This window comes from Treponema socranskii subsp. socranskii VPI DR56BR1116 = ATCC 35536 (assembly GCF_000468115.1).
Taxonomy (GTDB): Bacteria; Spirochaetota; Spirochaetia; order Treponematales; family Treponemataceae; genus Treponema_D; species Treponema_D socranskii.
In genome coordinates this window covers 1-23311 of sequence record NZ_AVQI01000063.1, presented here as the reverse complement: position 1 = coordinate 23311, position 23311 = coordinate 1, and the positions used below count along the sequence as shown (strand labels likewise).

The window sequence follows — 23311 nt, the reverse complement described above, 5'->3', positions numbered from 1 at the left end:
CGCAGGTTTTTCGGGCATCGTCATAAAGGCGTCGGAAAGGCGTAATGTCGCGGTTTCGGGGTAATCTTCTTCCCCGTTATAAAACACATAGAATTCGGGCGTCGGAATCTTCTTCAATCTGCGGAGATAGCGGTCGCGCGGGTTTTGAATGAGTTCGTAGAGACGGGCTGCGTACTGTAAAAAGCGGAGCGGCATGTTGGCGTTTATCGTGGATTGGTGTTCTACCAATACGATGATCTTTCCGTCGACGAGGCGGGCGACGTCGTTCCGGAACGCCATGTACATCACCTGTTCGAGGCGGAGCGGTTCGAGTTCCGTCGATGCGTCAAGTTCTGTCCCATGCAATGCGTTGTAGAGGGCGAGGAAGTTCGCCTTTGCGTTTTTATCCTCGCCGAAAAAATCGACGAAGACGGAATCTTTATACCGACGATTGTGTGTTGCCATAAAACCTCCAAGAAATGTCTGCTATATATATCGCGGAGATGTTGCGATTTCGGAGTTTTTTGAAGTAATTTCGGAGGAGAGTTATTTCATCTTTATCTGTTTGAAAGATCCGTTCAACGCAGGCTTACCCGTATATACGTTCCATAACGTGTGCAGTGAAGACGGCAGTATTCTTCTTGATGACAATCGTATAAGGTGTTTTATAATGTGAACGCCTACAGTAAAGAAGATGAGCCTGAATTATGTGCATTGCTGCAGTATTTTTGCGAGAGGCGGACGGCGAGCGGTTTTACACAGCGGATCGATGCGTTTGTCGGAAAAACGAAACGGAACGAAAAGTTCAGGAGCTTATATATGTCTTTTTTTATACAACGAATGACCGGCCTCTCGGAAGCCGAAATCAAAAAAATGTAATTGTATTTACCCTTTAAACTCGCCATTCGGCTTTTTCAGGTAAAAATTGATTTCCGTGCATCCCGCTTCGGAGTGCTAGCCGATTGCGTATTTTATCGATATACTTGTACTATTATGGATAATCGAACGAAGGCGGCAAAACTATGGCCGCTCGTGCTGACGCTCGTCGTCGTCGCTGTCGACCAAATCACAAAATATGTAATCGTTAAAACGATACCGCCGTTTACGATCGGTTCATCGTTTTTCGGCGGCATACTGCGCATCGTGCACGTATCGAATACGGGCGTCGCATTCAGCGTCGGCGACAGCCTGCCCGATACGGCCAGGCGATTTTTGTTTGCGATCCTTCCGCTCGTCGTAATCGGCGTCGTGTTTGCCGTATACTTCAGAAACGATACGTTTACAAAGCTGCAGCGGTGGACGATCTGCGGCATCGTCGGAGGAGGGCTCGGAAATCTCATCGACCGATTTGCGCGAGCCGAAGGCGTCGTCGACTTTATCGATGTCGATATCCCGAACATCGCCGTGCCGGGCTTGTTTTCGCTTGAACGGTGGCCGACGTTCAACGTTGCAGACGCATCGATCGTCGTTTGCTGTGCGATTCTTATCGTTTTATTTATGAAAACGGCCGGTGCGGAAAGCGGGAGGAAGCCCGATGGAATATAATAATTATTCCGATATTGATCGTATGGAAATCGAAGCGGAAAAAAAGCGGCGCGAAGCGATTATTAAAAAAAACGAACTGAAGCGCAATACGATTCTTTTTACGATCGCAAGCTGCATCGTTCAAGTGATCCTCATGCTCGCCTTGATGACGGTGCTGTACATCCTCGCCGCCGTCCTGTGCTATCGCGTTTTCAATTTGAAATCCGCGCTCCCGATTCAAATCGCCTCTCCGCTCGTATTTATCGGCGGAATGGTTTCCGGTTTTATCCTGCACAAAAAGATCATGTACGTTATTATCGATAAATTGAATCTGTACGATAAATTGCAAAAGGGACTCGGCGATTATTATCGTCCGCGCAAATCGCGGAATGAAAAGCAGGGCAATTCGTAAATCGGAGCATCCATGAAAAAGATCGGTATTATCGGAGCGATGGAAGTCGAAGTGCAAACGCTTGCATCTTCGATGACCGGAGAAGACGGAAAGGGTTCTCCGCAATTAATAAAATCAGGACATCTTTCGTTTTACGACGGTATGCTTTCGGATGTCCGCGCGGTCGTCGTAAAAAGCGGCGTCGGTAAAGTGAACGCAGCTCTCTGTGCCGCGCGCCTCATATCGGAATTCGGCGTAACGCATATCGTAAATACCGGTATCGCCGGAGCGGCCGCTTCGTCTCTCGGTGTCTTCGATGTCGTCGTTTCAACCGACGCGATGTATCACGATGTCGACGCGACTCTTTTCGGTTATAAACCCTGCGAAATCCCGCAGATGGATGCGTATTGTTTTCCGGCGGATAAAAATTTAATCAGGGCGGCCGAAAAGGCATTTGCAAAAACGGATGCGGCAAAAAAATATACATTAGTAAAAGGGCGCGTCGCTTCAGGCGACCGGTTTATCGCGGACGGAAAAGCAAAGCGGCGCATAAAAGAGCTGTGCAATCCCGCGTGTATCGAAATGGAAGGAGCCGCTATCGCGCATACGTGTTATTTGAACGATGTACCCTTTGTGATCATCCGCGCCATGTCGGATACCGCGGACGAAAACGGGGGAAAAGCGATTGCGTTCAACGAAAAAAAGGCCGCCGAAGAGAGCGCGGCCATCGTTATCGAAATGATGAAATTATTATAAGCGGAGTGTGTACTTAAGCATCTATGAACCTTTTGGAAAAATTTAAAGAGACGGCGTCGTCCGTTCTCCCCGTTATGGCCATCGTGCTCATACTCGGAGTCACTGCAGCCCCGCTCGGAAGCGATCTGCTTTTGCGATTTTTTGTCGGCGGCATTCTGCTCATCACGGGCTTGACGATTTTTTTGCTCGGCGTCGATGTCGGCATTCTTCCGCTCGGAGCGCAGGGCGGTTCGGAGTTGACAAAGCGGAGGAACCTTCCGCTTTTGCTCGGCGCGTCTTTTCTCATCGGCTTTCTCGTCACCGCATCGGAGCCCGATATCCAAGTGCTCGCCGATCAAGTGCGGAGCGTTTTTCCGCTCGTAAACAAACTGATTTTTATCATGATGATTGCGCTCGGCGTCGGTCTGTACGTTATGCTCGGACTTTTGCGTACGGTTATGCGCCTGTCGCTGAAGATAATCCTTGCGATTTCCTACGTCGTTATTTTTATACTGGCCTTTGCAGCTCCGCAGAGTTTTGTCGGGATCGCCTTCGATTCGGGAGGAGCGACGACGGGGCCGATGACGGTGCCCTTTATCATGGCGCTCGGTATCGGCGTTTCATCCGCACGCTTGAGTTCGAAGGGCGGATCGAGCGATTCGCAAAGCGATAATTTTGGGCTTACGGGTATGGCGTCCGTCGGGCCGATTATGGCGGTGCTGTTCTACGGTTTGATGCTTTCGCATCATGCGTCCGTCGTTTCCGAAACGCCTGCAGCGCTTGCGGGAGGAAAAGCGGTACAGGGGCTCCGCGCATTTACTGCGGTGCTGCCCCATATCGTGCAGGAAGCCGCTTTTTCGCTTCTTCCGGTTCTCGTGCTCTTTGTCGTATTTCAGTTTTTTTTGCTCCGCCTGCCGCCCAGGCAAGTTGCCCGTATGATTGTGGGTTTTATCTACAGTTATATCGGGCTCGTCGTTTTTCTCGTCGGCGTCAACGGCGGTTTTATGACGGCGGGGAGAAAGCTCGGTGAACTGCTCGGCATGCGCGCAGCACAAAGCGGCGGGCTTTGGACGGTGCTCCTTATCGGCACGGGGCTTTTGATCGGTGCAGTCGTCGTGTGCGCAGAACCCGCCGTATGGGTACTCACCGATCAGGTCGAATCGATTTCGGGCGGTACGATAAAGCGAAAAGCGCTGCTCGTTTTTTTGTCGGCGGGAGCGGCGATTGCAATTGGGCTTGCGATGATGCGTGCGCTCACCGGATTCAATATCATGTATATCCTCGTACCCGGCTATGCGACTGCTCTTATATTGATGATCTTTTGTCCGAAGCTCTTTACCGGCATCGCCTTCGATTCGGGGGGCGTCGCGTCGGGTCCCATAAGTTCGACCTTTGTGCTTTCGTTTGCTCTCGGCGCGTCTCAGGCGGCAGGAGGCAGTTTCGACGCATTCGGTGTTATTGCACTCATCGCGATGACGCCGCTTATTGCGATCCAAGTGCTCGGCCTTGTATTTCAGCATAAAAAAAGGGGAGGTGATAAAAAGTGATGACGGCATACGATTTAATAATCTGCATCGTTCCGCACGACGAAGGCGAGTTTATCACAAAAACTGCGGTGAGTGCGGGCGCGGGCGGCGGGACTGTTATGATGGGGCGCGGCACGACGGCAAGCGGCGTGCTGCATGCGCTGGCCCTCGGCGATATGCCGAAAGACATCGTATACATACTCGTTCCCGCAGAAAAAAAATCGGACGTTGTCGATGCGATTACCGCAGCATCGGAAGCGAAAAAGAAAAAATTCGGCGTACTCGTTACGGCCGAATCGGCAAAATTATTAAAAACCGGAACCGTTTCGGGAGGCGGAGATTATATGGCTCAAAAAACGACACATCAGATGATCACCGTGATCGCAAATAAAGGTTATGCGGACGATATTATGGCGGCAGCTCGGAAAGCGGGAGCCGGAGGGGGCACGATCATCAATGCACGGGGAACTGCAACGCCGGGAGATGCGAAATTTTTCGGTATGGAAATCGTCCCCGAAAAGGAGATGATTTTTATTATCATCGATTCCGAAAAGCTCGACGGCGTTTTTGAAGCCGTTCGTACGCTGCCCTGTCTTGCAGAGCCCGGAAGCGGCATCGCATTTTGTACTCCGGTCGGAGACTTTACCCTGCTCGGGAAAAAGTCGTGAAAACCGCCGATGCCGTACTGTGCGCGCTTTCAAAGCCTGAGACGGCAGACGGTTTTATTTCAGGCGAAGCGCTTGCCGAAAGAGCGGGTGTCTCTCGTCAGGCGGTGTGGAAAGCGGTAAGGCAGCTGCGCCTTATGGGTGCCCGAATCGAAGCCGTAACGAACAGGGGCTATCACCTTTTGGGTACGGGCGGCATCCTTTCGGAAAAAGCCGTCGCTTCGCTTATCGACGAAACATTTCGTGCGCGCGTTTTCGTCTATCAAAAAATCGATTCGACGAATACCGAAGCGAAGCGGCGTTTGGCGGAAACTTCCGACGTGCGCTCCCTCAACAACACCGTGATTATCGCGTCTTCTCAAACGGCCGGCCGCGGAAGGCTCCGCCGTACGTTTTATTCGCCCGACGGTTCGGGTTTGTATCTTTCGATCATCTATGCGCCGAAGGAAAAAATCGAATCACCTGCGCTCCTGACCGCGACGGCGGCAGTCGGTGTGTGCCGCGCGCTCTTTTCGCTTTACGATGCCGATGCAAAGATCAAATGGGTAAACGATATTTTTATGCGCGGCAAAAAAGTGTGCGGCATCCTCACCGAAGGCCTTACCGATTTTGAGCGCGGCGGCATTTCGTGCGCTGTCGTCGGCATCGGCGTAAATATCGCGCCGCAAAATTTTCCGCACGACATCGCAGACATTGCGACTTCCGTGCTCGATGACAAAAAAGCCGATACGAAACGGAGCGCGCTTGCGGCGGCGATCGTAAACGAAGTGCTTTCGATTTACACATCCGGCAAAAAAGGTTTTGTCCGCGCGATGAAAGAATACCGTGAGCGCTCGATGCTGACGGGAAAAACGGTAAGAGTGCATCCCGTCATAAACGGCGCCGAATCGTATGAAGCGGAAGTGACCGGCGTCGGTGAAGACGCGAAATTGATCGTAAAAACCGAAGACGGAAAGGAGCGCTTTCTCGACAGCGGAGAAGTGACGCTTCATTCGAATTGAACGAAATACGGTTTTGATAACCTATAATTTTCGGCGCCGACGTTGCGATAATGCCGGCTGCATGGTATACTGTAATTGATATCAAAAAAACGGAGTGTGGCATGGACGAACAGGAATTGGATCCGTCAATCGCGGCATTGCTTGCGGAAGCGGAACGGTCGCATCAAATCAGCGAAGCGGAATCGAATACGGCAGAGGCGGATGTACTGCCCGAAACGCAAACTGACGACGCCTCCGAACGGAGAGTGCCGAAAGGAATTCACGATGTCGATCTGGGCATCAAAGCTTTCGGACCGCAGGGAAAAATGTTGAACGATGCTCCGTCCGGTGTTTTCGACGACCCGCAGTATTATAAAACGGCACTTTCCGGTGAAAACGAATCGGCGCAGCGCGTGCACGTGCAGCTTTCAAAATATCTTACGAGCCAGGATCCGAAAGATCGTTCGGTTTTTCGCCAAAATATTATTTCGGCGTATTGGGAACTGTTGCGCGGTATGTCGGAAAAATCGGGCAATATACGTTTACCCATGCCCAAACGTATGCTTATGCGTTTCGGCGTTTTGCTTCCGTCGCTTTTTAAGCCCGAACAAAAGGATTTTTTTTCGCGCATCATATTCGAAAATCTGACGAACGAACCGATCCTTTACATGGACGAATGGTTTAAAGAAGTCCTCTCCGGGCGCATGAATATTTCGATGACGGACGAGCCGCCGTCGTCGCGCAAGATCAGCAAAAATCCCGATGAAGCACAGATGCAGGAGCAGACGCGGCTCATGCAGCTGCAGTCGAAAAATTCCGGCAAACTGCAAAGCGCGGAAAGTATGCTCACGATGAAAGAGCACGAACGCGAGATGCTCGAAATCGAACTGAAGCGTCTAGTCAACGATATATGCGAACACCAGCCGTATTTCGGGCTCGAACCGCATCTCGCGCCGTATACCGAATCGCAAAAGCACGAGTTTTCCGAGATAAGCGACAAGCTGCGAAACCTTTCGCGCAACGACAAAGAGCTTTCAAAAAATTTGCGGGAGTTTGAAGAAGCGAAAGGTATTTTCGACAGCGTACAGGAAAAGCTCGATGCGGGACCGGAAATCGTCGAAATGAATACGGGCGATTTGAAAACCGAATTCGATACGGTGCGTCAGATGGCAAAGATGACGGTCGGCCGGCAGGGAAATCAGTTTCCGATTTTTACACGCGAATTTTTTCACTGCACCGAAAAGGGAACGGGTACGCGCGAAAACGTGCTCGAAGTTATGCGCTGGATCGAATCGATCGACCCGGGTGCGTTTTGCCGCATTCACAAAAGCGTACCGAACAGAATCATTCCGTATACGCTGCTCGTGCCGACTTACGGCGACCGCGGTTTTTGTTGGCAGCCTTTCGACCGCTATAATCTCGTGACGAGCCGCGGGCGTATCGTTATTCCGATGTATCCGCGCGATCTGCACATAGCCGTGTTGACCGCAGTTGCAGACCTTCGTTGGCAGGTTGCAAAAGAAAAAGCGTCGTATTATTGGATGGAAGAAGGTCTTACCGGACAATATTATCAATACATCGATCGGCAAAAATTAAAAGGCGACCTCAAACAATTCTTTATCGAAGACTACATCTTGTGGATGACAAAAGAATCAACGGGCGTGCAGCGGCTCGATAAAGAAGTGCGCGGCATCTTTTGGCGCAATATGCCGTTCCCTCAAGCGCTCAAAGAAGAGCTTAGGAAGCGAAGCCTCGTGTACGACGAGTTGTGCATCAAAGATAACAACCGCGCGATGTCGGACGGATATTGATCGGCAGTCCGTGCGGCGTTTATCGCACGGTTACGATGATTTTATCGACTATCGTTTTCGCTGTCGTCAATTTTGAAACGTCTGTGTAAATCTTTCCGTCGCTGCCGTCTTCGGATCCCGTTCCCGTAAGTGAAAGCGCGATTTCGCCGCCGGCACCCGAAGGAATCTTCGCTTCGTATACGACGGATGGCTGGCCGTTGACGCCGGAATTTTTCTTTGTATAAAAATCGTTGTAGTCGAAACTCGTGTTGAACTCCGCTTTGATAACGTATATTTCGTCGTCGATTTCGGCGGTAAACACGACGCCTCCTTTCGGCGTTGCGGCCGTTACGGCGTCCACGTCGGAATTGGCCGGAGCGCCTTTCGCGCTTTCGTAGTGCGCCGCATGGTACCATACCGGAAGCGATTCCGGCCGGCCGGCTTTCGGACCGACGATCCAATTACGCTTGCTTGCGCGCTGCGTGACGTAAAGCGTGCGCACGTAGTTTCCGTTCGCATCTTCAAGCCAAACGGCGCATTGAGACGCCATCTTTTCTTTCCAATTTTTTCCGGCTCCGATACTGACGGTCGCTTCTCTTGCGAAAAGCGCCGTGCCCAAAAGCAGGATTCCCATAATCGCACATGCTTTTTTCATTATATACCTCCAAAAATTGCATTCATCCATATAGCGATAAAGCGATCCGTATATCGCTTTCCGTTATTCCAATATTTTTTATCGCATTTTTTTAAGATGACCGATTCGATGCAGCCCCACAATCCCGAAACGAGCACACCCACGTCGAGGGCGGGATTCGCCGAACGCGCGATACCGCTTTGAACGCATTCTTTGAGCAGGGCGGTTCCGGTTCTGTTGCACACATAATACCGTTCTATAATTTTATCGTCCGCATCCGATGCCGATTCGATACCCTGCATGACCAGCAGCGCTCTCCGCGGATTTTCAAAGCACCATGTGCGGAACGCATCGATCGCGCCGTACAGCCGCTTTTTGCCGGGCCGCGAACCTTTCGCCCCGTCTGCGATTCGGGCGTTGAGCTCGTTTAAGCAATCGAGACTGATCGCTTGAAAGAGTTCGTCTTTGTCTTTGTAATAGTGGTAGATATTTGCCGCCGTAATTCCGCAATTCGAGGCAATATCGCGCATGGCGATCTCGTCGGGGTTTTTGTGCATGAGCAGTTCAAGCGTTTTCGTCTTTATCGCCGGAACGATTTCCGGATTCGCGTTCCGCATGTCGCCTCCTTGTAAGATTTTTGTAAACAATGATAATTTAACGCTGTTCAATTATTCTGTCAAGAGGTGCTGTAAAAAAAACTGTGTTTTCGCGGGCGTTATCGCGCTGCCGCGAGAGCGGTGAAGGTTTTGATTGATGTTCGGAATATAGAGACTGCCGAAAAAGCCGAGTGCTTTTTCGGCAATGCTCAGTGTGCGGCAAAAAACGCGCCGAAAGATTTTACGATATCGGCTCCCGCGATAAAAGTGCCGGTCGAACTTCCGAGTGTCGAAAGCAAAAACACGAGGAGCACGCGAAGGATGCGGTTGCGGTACCAGCCTTTTATGCTTCCGGCATCGATTTGCAGGCTTTCCATATCGGACACTTTCGGTTTGCAAAAATACGTCTGCACGACGCCCGTGACGAGTCCGACGCCGATAACCGGTGTGAGAGACGTGACCGGAGCTCCTACGGCTGCGGCCGCAATCGTAATCGGGTGTCCGCCGGCCGCAAGCGTGCCGAGCGCCGCAAGAGAAGCGTTCCACAGTATCCAACTTCCGATCATTTCGCTTCCGACGTGCTTTCCGCCGAGCGCAAAGCCGAGGGCGACGAGGGCGATTATCGCGAGCGGGATGAGCCAGCCGGCGTATTTTGCAATCCCCCTTTTCGGCGGTGCTTGGTCGATGTCGCTCGTGTCGGTTGTCTCGTCTCCGGCTGCGATTTTTTTGAGGTGCGCTTCCACGCCGGGAAGGTGCCCCGCACCGAGGACTGCAAGTACGTGGTCGCCGTTTGCTTCCCAAATGCGAGAAGCGAGGTAGCGGTTGCGCTCGTTTATGAGCACTTCCTGTACCGCGGGCAAATATTCTGCGAGCTCGGTCATCATCGAATCCATTTCATTCGATTTTTTCAAAGCTTCGATCTGTTCGGGCGATATTTTTTCTTTGTCGAATGCGCTTGCGATGAGTGCGGAAATCAATTTGCTTTTTCCCCACAGCGAATTTTTCGCCCATGCCCGACGGAGCGTTACGGCTATCGGCCGGTCGACCATGATCGACGGAATGCCGAGTTCGGAAGCGGTGTTCATTGCGGCGAGCATTTCGTCTCCCGGTTTTACGCCGACGTTTTCGCCGAGCCGCTTTTGAAAAGACGCGAGTACCAAATTTGCCAAAAGCAAAAAACCTTCTTTACGCTTCAGCACCGCGATGATATCGAGCTTACGGTAGCTTTCGGGATCGGTCATGGAACGGCTGCGCTTTTCGTCGAGCTCGATTGCGACGCAGTCGGGCTTTTGCTTTTTAATCGCGTCCGTCACTTCTTGTATACTTTCGTTTGAAACGTGCGCGGTTCCAAGCAGCGTAATCGTCCGTCCGTTCAGTAAAATCGTTTTTTGCGTATTGCTCACTTTCCGAGGCTCCATTCGGCAAGCCGGTATTCGAAAAACATCGGGGCTTGCATTTTAATAATTTTTGAATAATATTCGTTTGCGAGCTTTGCCGAACCTTTGAGCTCGTAGAACAATCCCATGTAATACCACATCCTGCCGCGATCGGACGGTTTGTCGATTTTATCGATTTTGAGCCTGAGCGAATTTTCCGCGTTGAATCCGCCCTGATCGTGATAGAGACGCATCATTTCGTAGGCGAGCGATGTGCGATCAAAGCCGCGCATCGTCTGCGCTAAAAATTTTTTGCAGTCGATGACGTTTTTTTCTTTGAGATACGCGGCGGCTGTCATGAGCACATAGGAAAAATCGCTTTTGTTGTACGAATACGCTTTTTGAAACGCGGTGCGTGACGCCGCCCAATTCCCTTCATGCCATTCGAGCAGGCCGATATCTTTGTATGCGTAAAAATAGGCGGGATTCGTTTCGGCAACTTTATTAAAATCGGCGAGCGCTTCTTTATATTTTTTTTGTTCGTCGTAGAGCCCTGCCCGGTACACGTATGCAAGAAAATACGACGGATCGAGCGCGATTGCTCTTGTCCACGCAGCTTCCGCTTCTTCGAATTTGCCGCGGTAGCGAAGGTAGGTTCCCAAATCGAGGTAAAAGTCGTAATTCGAATCGTCGACAGCAATTGCCTTTTCTATGTATGCCGATGCTCGAAGATAATTATTATCGTCGGCTTCGATCTTCCCCAAATACGAGAGGGCAAGCGCATGGGAAGCGTCCTCTGCGAGGATCGCTTCGAAGGATTTTTTCGCTTCGGCTATGTTGCCGATATAAAACGCTGTCTGTCCGAAACCGAAAAGCGCGTCGATATTGCCGCTTTCGCTCTGCAGGGCTTTTTTGTATGCGGCGTTTGCAAGTTTGAATTTGTGCTTGAGCGCATATTGCTCGGCGAGCGCGATGTTTGCCGCCGCATTGTTCGGATCGGAAGCGAGAAGACGTTTGATAAATGCGTCCGCTTTTCTTTTGTCGCCCGATGCAAGCGCTGTCTGCATATTGAGTTCGAGCACGTCGATATTGTCCGCATCCCGTTCCAAAAGCGCCTCTCCTGCGGCTTTCGCTTCTTCCGTGCGCCCTGCCGAAAGAAGGAGTGATGCGCGGAGGATTTCGATTTCCGCGTTTTCTTTGAGCGCATCGGGAAGATTTTCAAACGATGCGAGCGCGCCGTCCGTATCGTTTGCTGCAAGATACGATTGCAGGTGCCGAACGAATGCGATATCCGCAGGAACGACCGTCTCTTCGCTCTGTACGGCGGTCGGCTCTTCTGCAACGGAAGGGGAGGATGCTTTCACTTCGGTAATTTCGGCTTTGCTCTCCGTGCCGCCCGTTTCCGCATTAACCGTATCGGACGGCTTTTCCGTCTGCATTTCCGTTCCTTCGGAGGGAACGGCTTTCGTGCTTTGCGGAGGAGAAAGCGCCTCTGCGCTTTTCTGCAGGCCGTTTGCGTTTTGCCCGCTTTTCGGCGTACTTGCGCACGATATAAACAATACGGTGAGTACGGCTGCGAATATGCCGCCTACGCGGCTGAGGGATTTTTTCATCGTGTATTCCTTACTGTTTTCTCATATATAATACATAAAAAAGAACAAAATTACACCGACGGTTGCAATTCCTTGCGCCATTGGGTACACTGTCGGCAATGTATAGGAATTTTGTCCGGAAGTCACTTGGGCTCCTTTTTGCGTATATCGTTATAATTGTCGGCATTTTTATCCTGCAATTTAGGAGTGATTCCGTCATATCGGAAAAGATCGGAAATCTTCGCATATCGCTTGCCGAAACGCGCGGAGACGACGGTATGGGTGTTTTGCGAAATCGGATGATCGTGTCGTTTAACGGTATTACGTTTACGGCCGACGATACGCATCCTTTGACACTTGCCGTGCGCGGCGAGCGGACGCCTCGAAACCTTGCGCTCGTATCGTGGAAAAAGCCGACCCCGCGTTCCTGTGAATTTTCGTTCAGCGACGGCGTTTTGCTTTCGTTTTCGGTGAGCGGCAGCGCGGAAGCAGAGCGCTTGACCGTGCACGCTTCCCTGCCGGAAAACGCCGCCGACCTGCGTCTGCACTACGAAATCGTTCCGGGAGCCGCGGTCGTTTCCGAGACGGATACGCACGTACAGCTCGATATCAGAAACAGCCGATGGGAATTTGAAGCGGCTGAAATCTCAGGCGGCGCGGTTGCATTTACCGACCGCGCATCCGTCGCGTCGTATTCGTATTACGATGCGACGAAAAAATTCTCGTTTGAAAACACATCTCGTTTTGCGTCTGCGGAGCGGAGCGCGTATTCGGCAACGATCGTCGCTTTAAAGCAAAATTTAATAGCGGCGTTTGCCGGTCAGCAGGATATCACCGAACAGGAAGCCGTTTCGTTTGTCGCGGCTATGTCCGAGCGCGGCCGTTACAATGAAGCGATCAACGCGGTGCCTTCCTCGTTCAGGCGCGGCGTACAGCGCACCTATCTTTCGTCTCCGTATTTCGATACGCTTGCGACGATGAACCGTTCGCTCGAACAGCAGATCGCACGTTACCGCGATATCGTTTCGCAAAATACGATCGACGCGTTTTCCGTTTCCGGCATCGTTGACTATATGTGCATGCATCCGGGATCGGACGCAGTCAGAACTCTGTTGGCGACCGCTGCCAATGCGAACTCGCTTACCGTCTCGCAGGCGGCATCGATTCTCGCGGCTTACGATTTGCTTCTTGCCAAAAACGCCGATTTGGCGGCAATCGTGCAGAGCGCCGCTCAAGTCTGCATCGATAAAATTACCGAGTCTTGTTCCGTTGAAAACGAGCGGATTACGATTTCCGAAAACGGCGCTTTCGTATCGGTCGTTCAAGCGGCGGAAATAGGAGATGCTCTCGTGCGTTATGGGCAGGCGTCCGGAGAGGCGGCGCTCGAGCGAGGCGGCTACGTGATATTAAATTCGTACCTTGCGGAAAGCGCCTCGTTCGATCTCCGTACGCTTGCCGCTTTGTATCCGATCGTCGTGCACGACAATCCGTACTACCCGCATTTTGCGCTGCTCGGTTTCGACGGCGGAGATGCGGTATGGGCATGGACGTGCGCTGCGAATATGACGTATCAAAACGACGGCAGGGGAACGGTTACGGTGACGATAGATTTTCCGCAGTCGTATACGCATTACGTTATCATAAACGGCATACGGCGATTCAGAACGATTTACATTTACGATATGGCATTCCGCACCGATCCTCGCTTCGAAACGTACAACTCGTCGGGCTACGTGTACAGAGCGGATACGAATACGCTGCTCTTGAAGTCGCGCCACAAATCGCAGATAGAGACGATACGTTTTATCTATTCCGATGCGGCGCGCGAGGCTGCCGAGCGCAGGACGATCACTGAAACCGATGCGGCCGGCAATGTCATAGCTCCTCCGCCCGAGCCGTCCGCCCCCGCAAGCGCGCTGCCCGAAGGCAATATCCCGATGTCGACCGGCAACGCGTCTCCCGAATCTGCAGAGTGACGGCGGTACCGAGCGGAAGTTTCGTGCGGATTTTAGCGAGGCGCTTTTGAAAACCCGATTGAAATTTTTAGAGGGTCGCATAATTATTTCGGATACGGAGGGCTTCTAATGCCGCAAAAAATCGCAAACAAGATTATGCTCATTACCTATGCCGACTGCATGGGAAACGATCTGAAAGACCTCCAATATGTGCTTGAGCGGTATTTGGACGGAGCGGTCGGAGGTCTCCATATTTTACCGTTTTTTCCATCGTCGGCCGACCGCGGTTTTGCACCCTTAACATACAAAGAGGTCGATCCGCGATTCGGCACGTGGGACGATATCGCCTCTCTCGGAAAAAAATATTATCTCATGTACGATTACATGATAAATCATCTTTCGTCGGCGAGCACGATGTATAAGGATTTTTTGGCAAAAAAAGACGCTTCACGCTATCGTGATTTTTTTATCCGTTATAAAGATTTTTGGACGAAGGGGGAGCCGACTGCCGAAGATATCGACAGGCTCTATAAACGCAAAAATATTCCGTATATCGAAGCCGAATTTGCCGACGGTTCGAAAGAAAAACTGTGGACGACGTTCAGCGATTATCAAATCGATATCAATCAATATTCCGAAGAAGCGAAAAAATTTTTAAAAGACAATCTCATCTTTCTTTCCGAACACGGCGCTTCGATCGTCCGCCTCGATGCGGTCGCGTATGCGTCCAAGCGCGAAGGTACGGATTGTTTTTTTGTCGAACCAGAGATTTGGCGGCTGCTCGGCGAATGCGATGAAATCCTTTCCCCGCGAGGAGTGGCCGTTCTTCCTGAAATTCACGAACACTATTTTATACAGAAAAAAACGGAAGCGCGAGGATACTATACCTACGATTTTCAACTGCCGATGCTCACGCTCAATGCGCTGTATTTCGGAAAATCGATGTATTTGAAAAATTGGCTCCTCGTCTGTCCGCGAAAACAGTTTACGACGCTCGACACGCACGACGGTATCGGCGTCGTCGATGCGCGCTATTTGATGAGCGACGAAGATCTTCTTGCGACGAGGCGGAAATGTTTCGAGCTGAATCCGGGAACTTTCGAACTCTATGAAAAATTCGGCATCCGTATGGATCTCGCTCGATTCGATACGTATCAAATCAACTGCACGTATTATTCGGCATGCGGTAATGATGATAACAAATATTTTATCGCACGCGCGTTGCAGTTTTTTGCGCCCGGCATTCCGCAAGTGTATTATGTCGGCGTGTGGGGCGCCAAAAACGATTTCGAGCTTTGCAATAAAACGGGCGTACATCGCGATATCAATCGCCATTATTATCCGCTCGATGAAATCGATCGCGTTTCGGCTTCTTCTCTTGCGCAAAAGCTCGTTGCGCTCATGAGATTTCGGAACTCTCATCCTGCGTTCGACGGCGAATTCCGTCTTTTGCCGTCTGATGAACACAGTTTGCGCATCCTCCGAAAAAACGGCGCCGACTATGCATACCTTTTTATCGATTTCCTCACATATTCCTGCGATATTGCATATTCGGAGGATGGCGGTGAACGCCGCTTTCCGTGCGGCTTTTAACGCGACGCTTTCGGTTGCCGTTTTGATCTGCGCGCTGCGTAGATCCGTCGTATGTACCGGCTACGGAAAATAAAAAAATCTCCGTTTTTATAAAAAATATTTTGCGTTTTTATAAAAATGTGGTATACTGGTAAAGACTACTTTCGTACAGCAGTTGCAGGAGTACCAGTGAATAAACACGATTTTCCGAAAATTCATTTTTACGATCAGGATTTTGTAGATATTTATAATAAAACGTGGTCGATGCTTGCAGATTTTTGGATCGACCCTGCGACGTCAAAAGAATCGCCGTCCGGTTGTTTTTTATATCCCGAAAGCGGAAAGTGCGTCATCGATCAATTCGAATCGATTTTTTCTTCTTTTTTTCTCGTGTATTCGAACCGTAATTTCAATGCGAGCCAAAACATCGATTATTTTTACGACAAGCAGGAAAAAAACGGTGCGATCCGTTGGCGTTACGATGCGAAAACAGGAAAACCCGTTCTGCCGCGCACGAATCCCGAAGGCGCCGGCATGCCGCTTTTTGCGTGGGCGGAGTTCAACCTCTACCACAAATCCGCAAACAAGCGGCGCATCAAAGAGATCATGCCGAAACTGCAAAAATACATGGCGTGGCTCGACGAAACGTTTAAACGGGAAAACGGCTTGTATGCGGTCCCGTTTAGCGCGAGTACGATGTTCAACGCTCCGCGCGAAAAGAGCGTGTACCCCGTCGATTTCAATGCGGCTATGGCGATCAACGCGTCTCACATGTCGGCTCTCGGCGATATCCTCAACGATAAGGATTTGAGTTTCCAATACCGGCGCATGTACTTTTCGATCAAAACGCGGATCAATTCGCTTATGTGGGACGATGCGACGTACTTTTATCATGATCTCGACAAAGACGGAAAGCGTTTGAGCGAAAAAACGATCGCGGGGTTTTGGCCGCTTCTCGCCGAAATCCCGAACGCCGATAAAGCGGAGCTGCTCATCTCCCACTTGAACGATCCCGAAACTTTCGGTACCGATCATCCGTTTCCGACGCTTTCGGCCGACAGCAGATCGTTTAAAAAATCGGGTGAAGGATTTTGCGGCAGCGTATTTCCCGCATTCAATTTTATGGTCGTCAAAGGACTCGAAAAATACCGCCACTACGAACTTGCGCGCGAGTGCTCCATACGTCACCTCTACTATATCCTCGAAGGGCTCATGCCGAACAATCCGAAAGAAAAGGGCGACGTGTACGAAGCGTACCTGCCGACAAAAGAAGGCAAAGCGTCCATGGCAAAAGATTCGGGCTTTCCGCGTCCGCACTATCTCATCACCGTCGGCCTTTCGACGATTGCGCTGATGATAGAAAACGTCATCGGTCTTTCGATAAGTCTTCCGCGCAAAACGGTCGACTGGATTATCCCGAACCTCGAAATCATGGGTATCGAAAACCTGTCGCTCAAGCGCAACCTCATAACGATATTGAGCAATAAAAGCAGCCGCGGCTGGGAAATCCAAATGGAAAGCGAAAAGCTCTACTACTTTACGATCAATATCCTGGATCAAAAGAAAAAGACGCTGCCGATTCCGTCGGGCAAGTGTTCCATGCTCATCGACAAATTGTAAATCGGCCGAATCGGCAAAGGAAATAATCTCATAATGAAAGCATTGATTCAACGCGTAAGTTCCGCATCGGTATCGGTTGACGGTGAATGCTGCGCTTCGATTTCACGCGGCTTTCTCGTCTTTTTAGGCGTGACACACGGAGATACGGAAACGGCCGCCGAAAAGCTCGCGGAAAAAATCCGAAAGCTTCGCATCTTTGAAGACGAAAACGGCAAGACGAATTTGTCGATCGAAGACGTTGCGGGCGAACTTTTAGTCGTATCGCAGTTTACGCTGTACGCCGACTGCAGTGGCGGCAATCGGCCGGGCTTTGAAAACGCGGCGAAGGGCGATTATGCGGAGCGCATATACGAGTATTTTTTATCGTGCTGCAAAAGCCGATTCCGCTCTGTCGGGCACGGCATTTTCGGTGCCGATATGAAAGTTTCGCTCGTAAACGACGGGCCATTTACGATTATGCTCGAAACCGTCTAGGTAAAGCCACACCGAACGAATATACGGTGCGTTATAATGCGGCTTGAAGTTGCGCGGCGAATTATATTATACTGACAAAAGATGCCGAAAGTTCAATTTATTTTTTGAGGTTTTTTGTTAATGAAAGAAAATTGCATCGACTGCATTTTACGCACGGATACCGACATAACGCCCGAACAGCTTTTTTTTATGACGCGTTATGTTCCCTATCGCGTCGTAAAAATGATGGGCGAATCGCCCTGTTGCTTTTTCGAACGGACGATAGAAAAATTCCAGGGCGTCATGGTATACCTCGATATCATCGGCTTTACGAAAATCGTCGACGGCTATATGAAAACCGGGCGCGATGTCGCCGATTTGACGAATACGCTGTCCGATTACTATTCGGTCGTCATAGAAACCGTTCGCGGATTCGGAGGCTCCGTATTTCAATTTGCAGGCGATTCGATCCTCATCTGCTTCGACAGATTAAAAGACGAAAGCGACGAAAACAATTTACGGCGCGCGCTTGCAGCGATGATCCTCATCATCGATCTGAGCAACAATTACAATACTGTTTCCGAAGAATTTGTTAATTTTACGCTGAAGCCGAAAATCGGTATGGGGCAGGGGGAAATCTTTCAGATATTTCTCGGCGATACGGAATATTCGATGACGCCGGTGCTTACCGGAGCAGCCGTCATCCAAGCGATCAAAATGGAAGAAGCGTGCACGACGCAGGAGATCGTCGTGAGTATTCCCGTGTGGAATCTTGCGTGCAAAATGGGACTTGAGCGCTGCTTTGCCGAGCAGGAAGGGTTTTATCACCTGACCGATATTCCCGAAGATTTCGCCTCGTCGGTCGAACGCCCCGAATATATCGACGTGGAAACGTGGTTTACAAATCCGCGTTTTTACAACCGCCTCTATTCGTTTATAAATCCGATCATCTTCAGTCAGATAAAAAATAACGTGCAGGGTTTCGACGGCGAATACCGCAACGTAACGTGCTGCATGGTTCGCTTTGACGGCGTCTTTCAACAGGCTGTCAGTGAAGCGTCGATCGCGGAAGGTTATGCGAGTCTTAATAAAATTTATAAAGATCTGCAGGACATCGCAAACCGCTTCAGCGGCTATTGCGGCAAGCCCGATTTAAGCGACAAGGGCATCGTGTTTCCCGTCTTTTTCGGTATGCCCGTCGCGATCGAATACAAAGAGCGCATGGCGATGCTGTTCGCCAATAAACTGATCGAAGAAGAGCAAAAAGAGGGCGGTAAGATCATCGTCAACGTCGGCATTGCGACGGGCGTCGTCTACGCCGGAGAATTCGGTGCGAACATGCGCAAGGATTTTACGATCGTCGGCAATGCGATCAACTTTGCCGCGCGCCTCATGATGAACGCGACGAACCACGGAGCTTTTACCGTCTTTATCGATGAAGCGACAAAGGTGAAAACCGAAACGATAAGCGAAACGGAAACGATGCCCGGCATCATGCTCAAAGGCTTTTCCGAAATGCAAACCGTGTATCACCTTTTGACGATCAGAAAGGATACGGGAAAAGTACATCATAAAACCGAGCTGTTCGGGCGGAGCGGAGAACTTGCGGCGATCGCATCGTTATATGAAAGGAGCAGGGCGGGGGAGTTGTGTTTTGCTCCGATCATCGGCGATATCGGCATCGGAAAATCCTATCTCGTTGAACGATTTGCATCCGACGTTATGACAGCGTATGCCGATACCGTCGTTATGTACGGCCGGGCGTATTCGTATGAAGCTTCGACGCCGTTTTTTTTATGGCGCGATATCATAAAGCGCGTCGTCGGTATAACCGATTCGATGCAGGGCGAAATGCTTTTGCTGCACGTCCTAAATAAATTTGCGCGGGATCTCCCGTCCGATAAAAATTGGGTATCGTATTTTTTGACGACGCTCGGTTACAACTTTGCGGAAAATCCTGTGACGGCGCGCCTCGATGCGGCGACAAAACAACAGCACTTTTTTGCCCTCGTGTATACGCTGCTTGTGAATTATGCGGAAAATCACCCGCTTGTCATCGTACTTGAAAATTTGCAGTGGAGCGATAATCTTTCGCTGCATCTGCTTTCGTACTTGTTTCGAAAACCGAAGACCGCGCCGATTCTCATCGTACCCGTATCGCGCGAATCGAAAACGATCAAGCGTCTCTATTCTTTAAACAATATGAAAGTGCTGCGCCTTGCGCATTTGCGCGATGCGACAGCCGCTCAGCTTGCGGCAAAATTACTCGATTTTAAAACGCCCGATAAATTGCTCATCGCGAAGATAATCGCGGCGTCCGGCGGTAATCCGATGTACATCGAAGTTATCGTCGAAAGCCTTAAATCGAGTAATAAAATCGGCAAAGATAAAAGCGGACATTATTGCCTTATCGATCACATAAACGATATAAAGATTCCCTATACGATCGAAAATGTGATCCTCGTACAGCTGAATGCGCTGTCTTATGAAGCGCAGGTTATCTGCAAAAACGCTTCCGTTATCGGCAGGACGTTTTCACTCGATGTGCTGGAAGCCCTTGTCTCCGAAACGATTCCGCACAGTGTCGTCGAACACTCTCTTGCCGAACTCGAAGAGAGCGGTTTTATACTCTGCGACAACGCAAAGCGAACGCTCTTTACGTTTAAAGATGCGACGATGCGCAGCGTTATCTATAAGACGATTATCGAATCGACGCGGAAGAGTTTGAATACCGCGATCATCAATTATTTTGAAGAAAAATACAAAGACAATATCCGGCCGGCCGCCGGCAAACTGCTCTACTATGCGGCGGAAGCGAAGGACGACGATGCGCTCGCAAAGTATACGAAACTTGCTGCGGAGAGCCAATGCAATGCGTGAAATTATTTTTGTGAATCCCGTTTTAAAAGAGACGGTGTGGGGCGGTAAGCGCCTCGCAGAATACGGTTATGAACTTCCGAGCGGTCATGTCGGAGAAGCGTGGGCTATCGGTGCGCATCCGAACGGTGACTGCACGGTTGCAGGCGGCGCTTTCGCCGGTATGCACCTTTCGGAGCTTTGGAAAAATCATCGCGAGCTTTTCGGCGGATCGGCGGGAGAGCGTTTTCCGCTTTTGACGAAGATCATCGATGCGGAGCGCGACTTGTCCATCCAAGTGCATCCCGACGATGCGTACGCAAAGCTGCACGAAAACGGCTCTCTCGGCAAAACGGAATGCTGGTACATCCTCGACGCCGCGCCCGGTACGAAGATCGTCATAGGGCACAATGCGAAAGACCGCGGTGAAGTGCGCGATATGATCGAACAAAAGCGCTGGAACGAGTTTATCCGCGAAGTGCCGGTGCACAAAGGCGACTTTTTCTTTATTGCGCCGGGAACGGTTCACGCGATAAAGGGCGGCACGCTTTTGCTTGAAACGCAGCAAAACAGCGACGTCACTTACCGCGTCTACGATTACGATAGGCCGGGAAGCGACGGAAAGCCGCGCGCGCTTCATATTGCCGAGAGCATCGATGTTATAAAGGCGCCGTTTGAAGAGAGTCTGCCGCAAAAGAATCCGCATAAAACGATCAATAAAAACCTCGTCGAACTCGTGAGCTGTCCGTATTTTTCCGTGTGGACGCTCGACGTGCACGGGAGGGCGGAAATCGTGCAGGATCAAAAGTTTATGCTCGCATCTGTCGTCGAAGGCGCAGGGACTGTTGACGGAAAAGCCGTTCGGAAGGGGAGTCATTTTATGCTTCCGTATGAGTACGGGCGGGCGGTATTCGAAGGCGATATGCAGCTCGTCATATCCGCAGTGTAAGCGCGGATCCCGTGCGATCGACCGCATACGATACGGAAAGCGCGATGTGTCATACAAAATCCGCGATAAACGCCGCAGAAGCCGAATGCGCTCTATCCGATGAAGAGCGCTTTTCGCGGGCGAAGATGCTCATCGGGGAAGACGGCATCGAAACGCTGCAAAAAAGCCGCGTCGCCGTGTTCGGTATCGGAGGAGTCGGAGGCTTTGTCGTCGAAGCGCTTTCGCGCGCGGGTATCGGTTCGCTCGATATCGTCGATAACGATACCGTTTCAGCTTCGAACATAAACCGGCAGATATACGCGCTTGACAGCACGGTCGGCGCATATAAAGTCGATGTCGCCGCCGCGCGCATCCGCGACATCAATCCCGAATGCGACGTAACGGCTCACCGCTGTTTTTTTCTTCCCGACACGAAAGATCGATTCGATTTTTCCCGCTGGGATTACGTCGTCGATGCCGTCGATACCGTTGCGGCAAAAATAGAAATCATAAAAAGAGCGAAAGATGCGGGTACGCGCGTTATAAGCGCTATGGGTACGGGAAACAAACTCGACGCATCGCGTTTTCGCATTGCCGATATAGCGGAGACGAGCGTGTGTCCGCTTGCGCGCGTCGTGCGGCGGGAATTGAAAAAGAAAGGCATAGAAAAAGTTCCGGTGCTGTATTCGACGGAGCTGCCGTCCGTCAGCGGAAAGGTACCCGCAAGCATTTCATTTGTGCCTGCGGCCGCGGGGCTTTTGATCGCGCAAAAAGTCGTGTGCGATTTGCTCGGCCAAGCTCAGGGTTGTTGATATTATTAATAATTAATAAATTGAAAAGGAGTGCGCTTTCGACAATGACAGCGGCCGCAACGCGGCCGCCGTGTCGTAAAGGGTCTGCTTCCGACAGTGCTTTTACACCGTCAGCCTACGCCCGCGCGGAGCGGTGCCGAAGGCAGACGCCGGAGCGAGCGCAAGCGAGGGACGCGGCCGAGCGTGAGCGAGCCGCGGAGGCGGGTTCTTCCGACCGTTTCGTCCCGATTTTTATTTTATTAATCCTGCAGGATTATCCGCAACGATAACTTTTCCCGATTTGATAGCTTCGAATGCTTCGGTTGCGCGTTTTTGGGCTTCCGCCGAGAGGTTCGGGTTTTTCAAGGGGATGCCGACGCCGTCGTTATTCGCCGTGAACTCGAGTTCTTTGCCGCCGGGGAATTGGCCCGCGAGTTCGGCTTTGATCATGTCGTACGAAGCGCGGTCGAGGAATTTCATAGCGGATGTGAGCACGGCGCTCTTTTTGTTCGGCATCATGCCTTCGTTGTATTGATCGACGTCGACGCCGACGACCCATACGTCTTTGCCGGTAGAGCGCCTCGTTTTCGCTTCGTTGATGACGCCGACGCCGACACCGCCTGCGGCAGCGTGGATGACTTTGACTCCTTTGTCGAACATGGAAGCTGCAAGCTGCTGACCTGCCGCGACGTCGCTGAAAGTTCCCTGATAGATGACGTTTTCGGCTTTGATCGTTATCTTCGTGCCGAAGTTTTCGTTCGCGTATTTGATGCCCTGCTGCCATCCCCAGTTGAATTTTTGAACGGCGGGGATTTCCATGCCGCCGATAAAGCCGAAGCTGCCTTCTTTGACTTGCACCGCCGCCGCGACGCCTGCGATAAATGCCGACTGCTGTTCAAGCCACGAAATGGCCGCGACGTTCGGCGCCGTTTTGAATACGGAATAATCGGCGTTGTGCGGTTTTCCTTCGAGGATGACGAATTTGACTTTCGGGTATTTGTCTTGCGCTGCGAAAACGGCGGTTTCGAATTTGAAGCCCGGGCAGACGATCATCTGATAGCCCGCATCCGCGAGGTTTCCGATTTCTTTGAGATAATCGGCTTCCGTCGTTCCCGCAGGTTTCAGATATTTACATTCGATGCCCATATCTTTTTGTGCGCGGAGAATGCCTTCCCACGTGCCTTGGTTGAATGATTTGTCGTCGATGGTTCCGGCATCGGTTACCATGCCGACGCGGAGCGATTTTTTTCCGGCTGCCGAAGAATCGGCGTCTCCCATTGCAAAGACTGCACCGGCTGCAAGCAGTGCGCACAGAACTGCGATTGTTTTTTTCATTGTGTTCTCCCAT

21 protein-coding genes are annotated in these 23311 nt (G+C 51.0%); 15 read left to right on the top strand and 6 right to left on the bottom strand.

Going from position 1 to position 23311, the window contains the following annotated elements; genetic code table 11:
- Positions 1 to 444: Rpn family recombination-promoting nuclease/putative transposase (locus HMPREF0860_RS08485; RefSeq protein ID WP_021495680.1), on the bottom strand; the 444-nt coding region annotated here is incomplete at its 3' end.
- Between the two features lie 207 nt (positions 445 to 651).
- Here HMPREF0860_RS08485 and HMPREF0860_RS13325 point away from each other — a divergent pair.
- The 8 genes from HMPREF0860_RS13325 to HMPREF0860_RS08445 all read left to right on the top strand — a co-directional run bounded on the left by HMPREF0860_RS13325 (position 652) and on the right by HMPREF0860_RS08445 (position 7611).
- A complete protein-coding gene (locus HMPREF0860_RS13325; protein WP_021330286.1) occupies positions 652 to 858 on the top strand; it encodes a hypothetical protein in 207 nt (68 codons plus the stop codon).
- A gap of 114 nt (positions 859 to 972) precedes the next feature.
- The gene (lspA, locus tag HMPREF0860_RS08475; protein ID WP_021330267.1) at positions 973 to 1524 is read left to right on the top strand and encodes a signal peptidase II; all 552 of its coding nucleotides are present in this window, start codon (positions 973 to 975) and stop codon (positions 1522 to 1524) included.
- Positions 1514 to 1915: a hypothetical protein gene (locus HMPREF0860_RS08470; RefSeq protein ID WP_021330288.1), complete on the top strand. Its 402-nt coding sequence runs from the start codon at positions 1514 to 1516 to the stop codon at positions 1913 to 1915. Before lspA ends, HMPREF0860_RS08470 begins: the two co-directional genes overlap by 11 nt.
- 12 nt (positions 1916 to 1927) lie before the next feature.
- Positions 1928 to 2650, top strand: a complete 723-nt coding sequence (locus HMPREF0860_RS08465) for a 5'-methylthioadenosine/adenosylhomocysteine nucleosidase (protein WP_021330265.1) — start codon at positions 1928 to 1930, stop codon at positions 2648 to 2650.
- 23 nt (positions 2651 to 2673) lie between these two features.
- On the top strand, positions 2674 to 4176 hold the full coding sequence (locus tag HMPREF0860_RS08460) for a DUF1538 domain-containing protein (RefSeq protein WP_021330276.1): 1503 nt from the start codon (positions 2674 to 2676) through the stop codon (positions 4174 to 4176).
- The gene (locus tag HMPREF0860_RS08455) at positions 4176 to 4823 is read left to right on the top strand and encodes a P-II family nitrogen regulator (protein ID WP_021495678.1); all 648 of its coding nucleotides are present in this window, start codon (positions 4176 to 4178) and stop codon (positions 4821 to 4823) included. The genes HMPREF0860_RS08460 and HMPREF0860_RS08455 overlap by 1 nt, the downstream gene beginning before the upstream one ends.
- The gene (locus tag HMPREF0860_RS08450) at positions 4820 to 5821 is read left to right on the top strand and encodes a biotin--[acetyl-CoA-carboxylase] ligase (RefSeq protein WP_021330337.1); all 1002 of its coding nucleotides are present in this window, start codon (positions 4820 to 4822) and stop codon (positions 5819 to 5821) included. Before HMPREF0860_RS08455 ends, HMPREF0860_RS08450 begins: the two co-directional genes overlap by 4 nt.
- A 101-nt stretch (positions 5822 to 5922) precedes the next feature.
- Positions 5923 to 7611, top strand: a complete 1689-nt coding sequence (locus HMPREF0860_RS08445; protein WP_021330266.1) for a hypothetical protein — start codon at positions 5923 to 5925, stop codon at positions 7609 to 7611.
- Positions 7612 to 7630: 19 nt separating this feature from the next.
- On the opposite strand, the gene HMPREF0860_RS08440 is transcribed toward HMPREF0860_RS08445, so the two are convergent.
- From HMPREF0860_RS08440 to HMPREF0860_RS08425, 4 genes are all read right to left on the bottom strand, one after another.
- The gene (locus HMPREF0860_RS08440) at positions 7631 to 8245 is read right to left on the bottom strand and encodes a DUF2271 domain-containing protein (RefSeq protein WP_021330328.1); all 615 of its coding nucleotides are present in this window, start codon (positions 8243 to 8245) and stop codon (positions 7631 to 7633) included.
- Entirely contained in the window at positions 8245 to 8841 is a 597-nt protein-coding gene (locus HMPREF0860_RS08435; protein WP_021330355.1) for a TetR/AcrR family transcriptional regulator, read from the bottom strand. The genes HMPREF0860_RS08440 and HMPREF0860_RS08435 overlap by 1 nt, the downstream gene beginning before the upstream one ends.
- A 188-nt stretch (positions 8842 to 9029) precedes the next feature.
- On the bottom strand, positions 9030 to 10223 hold the full coding sequence (locus HMPREF0860_RS08430; RefSeq protein WP_038081055.1) for a TraB/GumN family protein: 1194 nt from the start codon (positions 10221 to 10223) through the stop codon (positions 9030 to 9032).
- Positions 10220 to 11809 (bottom strand): tetratricopeptide repeat protein, encoded by a 1590-nt coding sequence (locus tag HMPREF0860_RS08425; RefSeq protein ID WP_021330298.1) that lies wholly within the window; start codon positions 11807 to 11809, stop codon positions 10220 to 10222. Before HMPREF0860_RS08425 ends, HMPREF0860_RS08430 begins: the two co-directional genes overlap by 4 nt.
- 257 nt (positions 11810 to 12066) lie before the next feature.
- Between HMPREF0860_RS08425 and HMPREF0860_RS08420 the strand changes: the two genes are divergently transcribed.
- The 7 genes from HMPREF0860_RS08420 to HMPREF0860_RS08390 all read left to right on the top strand — a co-directional run bounded on the left by HMPREF0860_RS08420 (position 12067) and on the right by HMPREF0860_RS08390 (position 21984).
- Entirely contained in the window at positions 12067 to 13764 is a 1698-nt protein-coding gene (locus HMPREF0860_RS08420) for a hypothetical protein (RefSeq protein ID WP_156002091.1), read from the top strand.
- 108 nt (positions 13765 to 13872) lie between these two features.
- The gene (gene gtfA, locus HMPREF0860_RS08415; RefSeq protein WP_021495682.1) at positions 13873 to 15336 is read left to right on the top strand and encodes a sucrose phosphorylase; all 1464 of its coding nucleotides are present in this window, start codon (positions 13873 to 13875) and stop codon (positions 15334 to 15336) included.
- A 168-nt stretch (positions 15337 to 15504) separates the two neighbouring features.
- Complete coding sequence (locus HMPREF0860_RS08410) at positions 15505 to 16935, top strand: MGH1-like glycoside hydrolase domain-containing protein (protein ID WP_021330303.1); 1431 nt, start codon at positions 15505 to 15507, stop codon at positions 16933 to 16935.
- Positions 16936 to 16968: 33 nt separating this feature from the next.
- Positions 16969 to 17409 (top strand): D-aminoacyl-tRNA deacylase, encoded by a 441-nt coding sequence (dtd, locus tag HMPREF0860_RS08405; RefSeq protein WP_021330292.1) that lies wholly within the window; start codon positions 16969 to 16971, stop codon positions 17407 to 17409.
- A 120-nt stretch (positions 17410 to 17529) separates the two neighbouring features.
- Positions 17530 to 20268, top strand: a complete 2739-nt coding sequence (locus HMPREF0860_RS08400) for an AAA and adenylate/guanylate cyclase domain-containing protein (protein ID WP_021330290.1) — start codon at positions 17530 to 17532, stop codon at positions 20266 to 20268.
- Positions 20261 to 21193, top strand: a complete 933-nt coding sequence (locus HMPREF0860_RS08395) for a type I phosphomannose isomerase catalytic subunit (RefSeq protein ID WP_021330279.1) — start codon at positions 20261 to 20263, stop codon at positions 21191 to 21193. The genes HMPREF0860_RS08400 and HMPREF0860_RS08395 overlap by 8 nt, the downstream gene beginning before the upstream one ends.
- Before the next feature lie 44 nt (positions 21194 to 21237).
- Complete coding sequence (locus HMPREF0860_RS08390) at positions 21238 to 21984, top strand: tRNA threonylcarbamoyladenosine dehydratase (RefSeq protein WP_051169952.1); 747 nt, start codon at positions 21238 to 21240, stop codon at positions 21982 to 21984.
- A 231-nt stretch (positions 21985 to 22215) separates the two neighbouring features.
- Here HMPREF0860_RS08390 and HMPREF0860_RS08385 read toward each other — a convergent pair whose 3' ends face one another.
- Entirely contained in the window at positions 22216 to 23298 is a 1083-nt protein-coding gene (locus HMPREF0860_RS08385) for a BMP family lipoprotein (protein WP_021495681.1), read from the bottom strand.
- Between the last annotated feature and the right edge of the window lie 13 nt (positions 23299 to 23311).

Coding starts and splice junctions, on each gene's coding strand:
- lspA (WP_021330267.1), top strand. CDS start 973: ATGGATAATCGAACGAAGGCGGCAAAACTATGGCCGCTCGTGCTGACG.
- HMPREF0860_RS08470 (WP_021330288.1), top strand. CDS start 1,514: ATGGAATATAATAATTATTCCGATATTGATCGTATGGAAATCGAAGCG.
- HMPREF0860_RS08465 (WP_021330265.1), top strand. CDS start 1,928: ATGAAAAAGATCGGTATTATCGGAGCGATGGAAGTCGAAGTGCAAACG.
- HMPREF0860_RS08460 (WP_021330276.1), top strand. CDS start 2,674: ATGAACCTTTTGGAAAAATTTAAAGAGACGGCGTCGTCCGTTCTCCCC.
- HMPREF0860_RS08455 (WP_021495678.1), top strand. CDS start 4,176: ATGACGGCATACGATTTAATAATCTGCATCGTTCCGCACGACGAAGGC.
- HMPREF0860_RS08445 (WP_021330266.1), top strand. CDS start 5,923: ATGGACGAACAGGAATTGGATCCGTCAATCGCGGCATTGCTTGCGGAA.
- HMPREF0860_RS08440 (WP_021330328.1), bottom strand. CDS start 8,245: ATGAAAAAAGCATGTGCGATTATGGGAATCCTGCTTTTGGGCACGGCG.
- HMPREF0860_RS08435 (WP_021330355.1), bottom strand. CDS start 8,841: ATGCGGAACGCGAATCCGGAAATCGTTCCGGCGATAAAGACGAAAACG.
- HMPREF0860_RS08425 (WP_021330298.1), bottom strand. CDS start 11,809: ATGAAAAAATCCCTCAGCCGCGTAGGCGGCATATTCGCAGCCGTACTC.
- HMPREF0860_RS08420 (WP_156002091.1), top strand. CDS start 12,067: ATGGGTGTTTTGCGAAATCGGATGATCGTGTCGTTTAACGGTATTACG.
- gtfA (WP_021495682.1), top strand. CDS start 13,873: ATGCCGCAAAAAATCGCAAACAAGATTATGCTCATTACCTATGCCGAC.
- dtd (WP_021330292.1), top strand. CDS start 16,969: ATGAAAGCATTGATTCAACGCGTAAGTTCCGCATCGGTATCGGTTGAC.
- HMPREF0860_RS08400 (WP_021330290.1), top strand. CDS start 17,530: ATGAAAGAAAATTGCATCGACTGCATTTTACGCACGGATACCGACATA.
- HMPREF0860_RS08395 (WP_021330279.1), top strand. CDS start 20,261: ATGCGTGAAATTATTTTTGTGAATCCCGTTTTAAAAGAGACGGTGTGG.
- HMPREF0860_RS08390 (WP_051169952.1), top strand. CDS start 21,238: ATGTGTCATACAAAATCCGCGATAAACGCCGCAGAAGCCGAATGCGCT.
- HMPREF0860_RS08385 (WP_021495681.1), bottom strand. CDS start 23,298: ATGAAAAAAACAATCGCAGTTCTGTGCGCACTGCTTGCAGCCGGTGCA.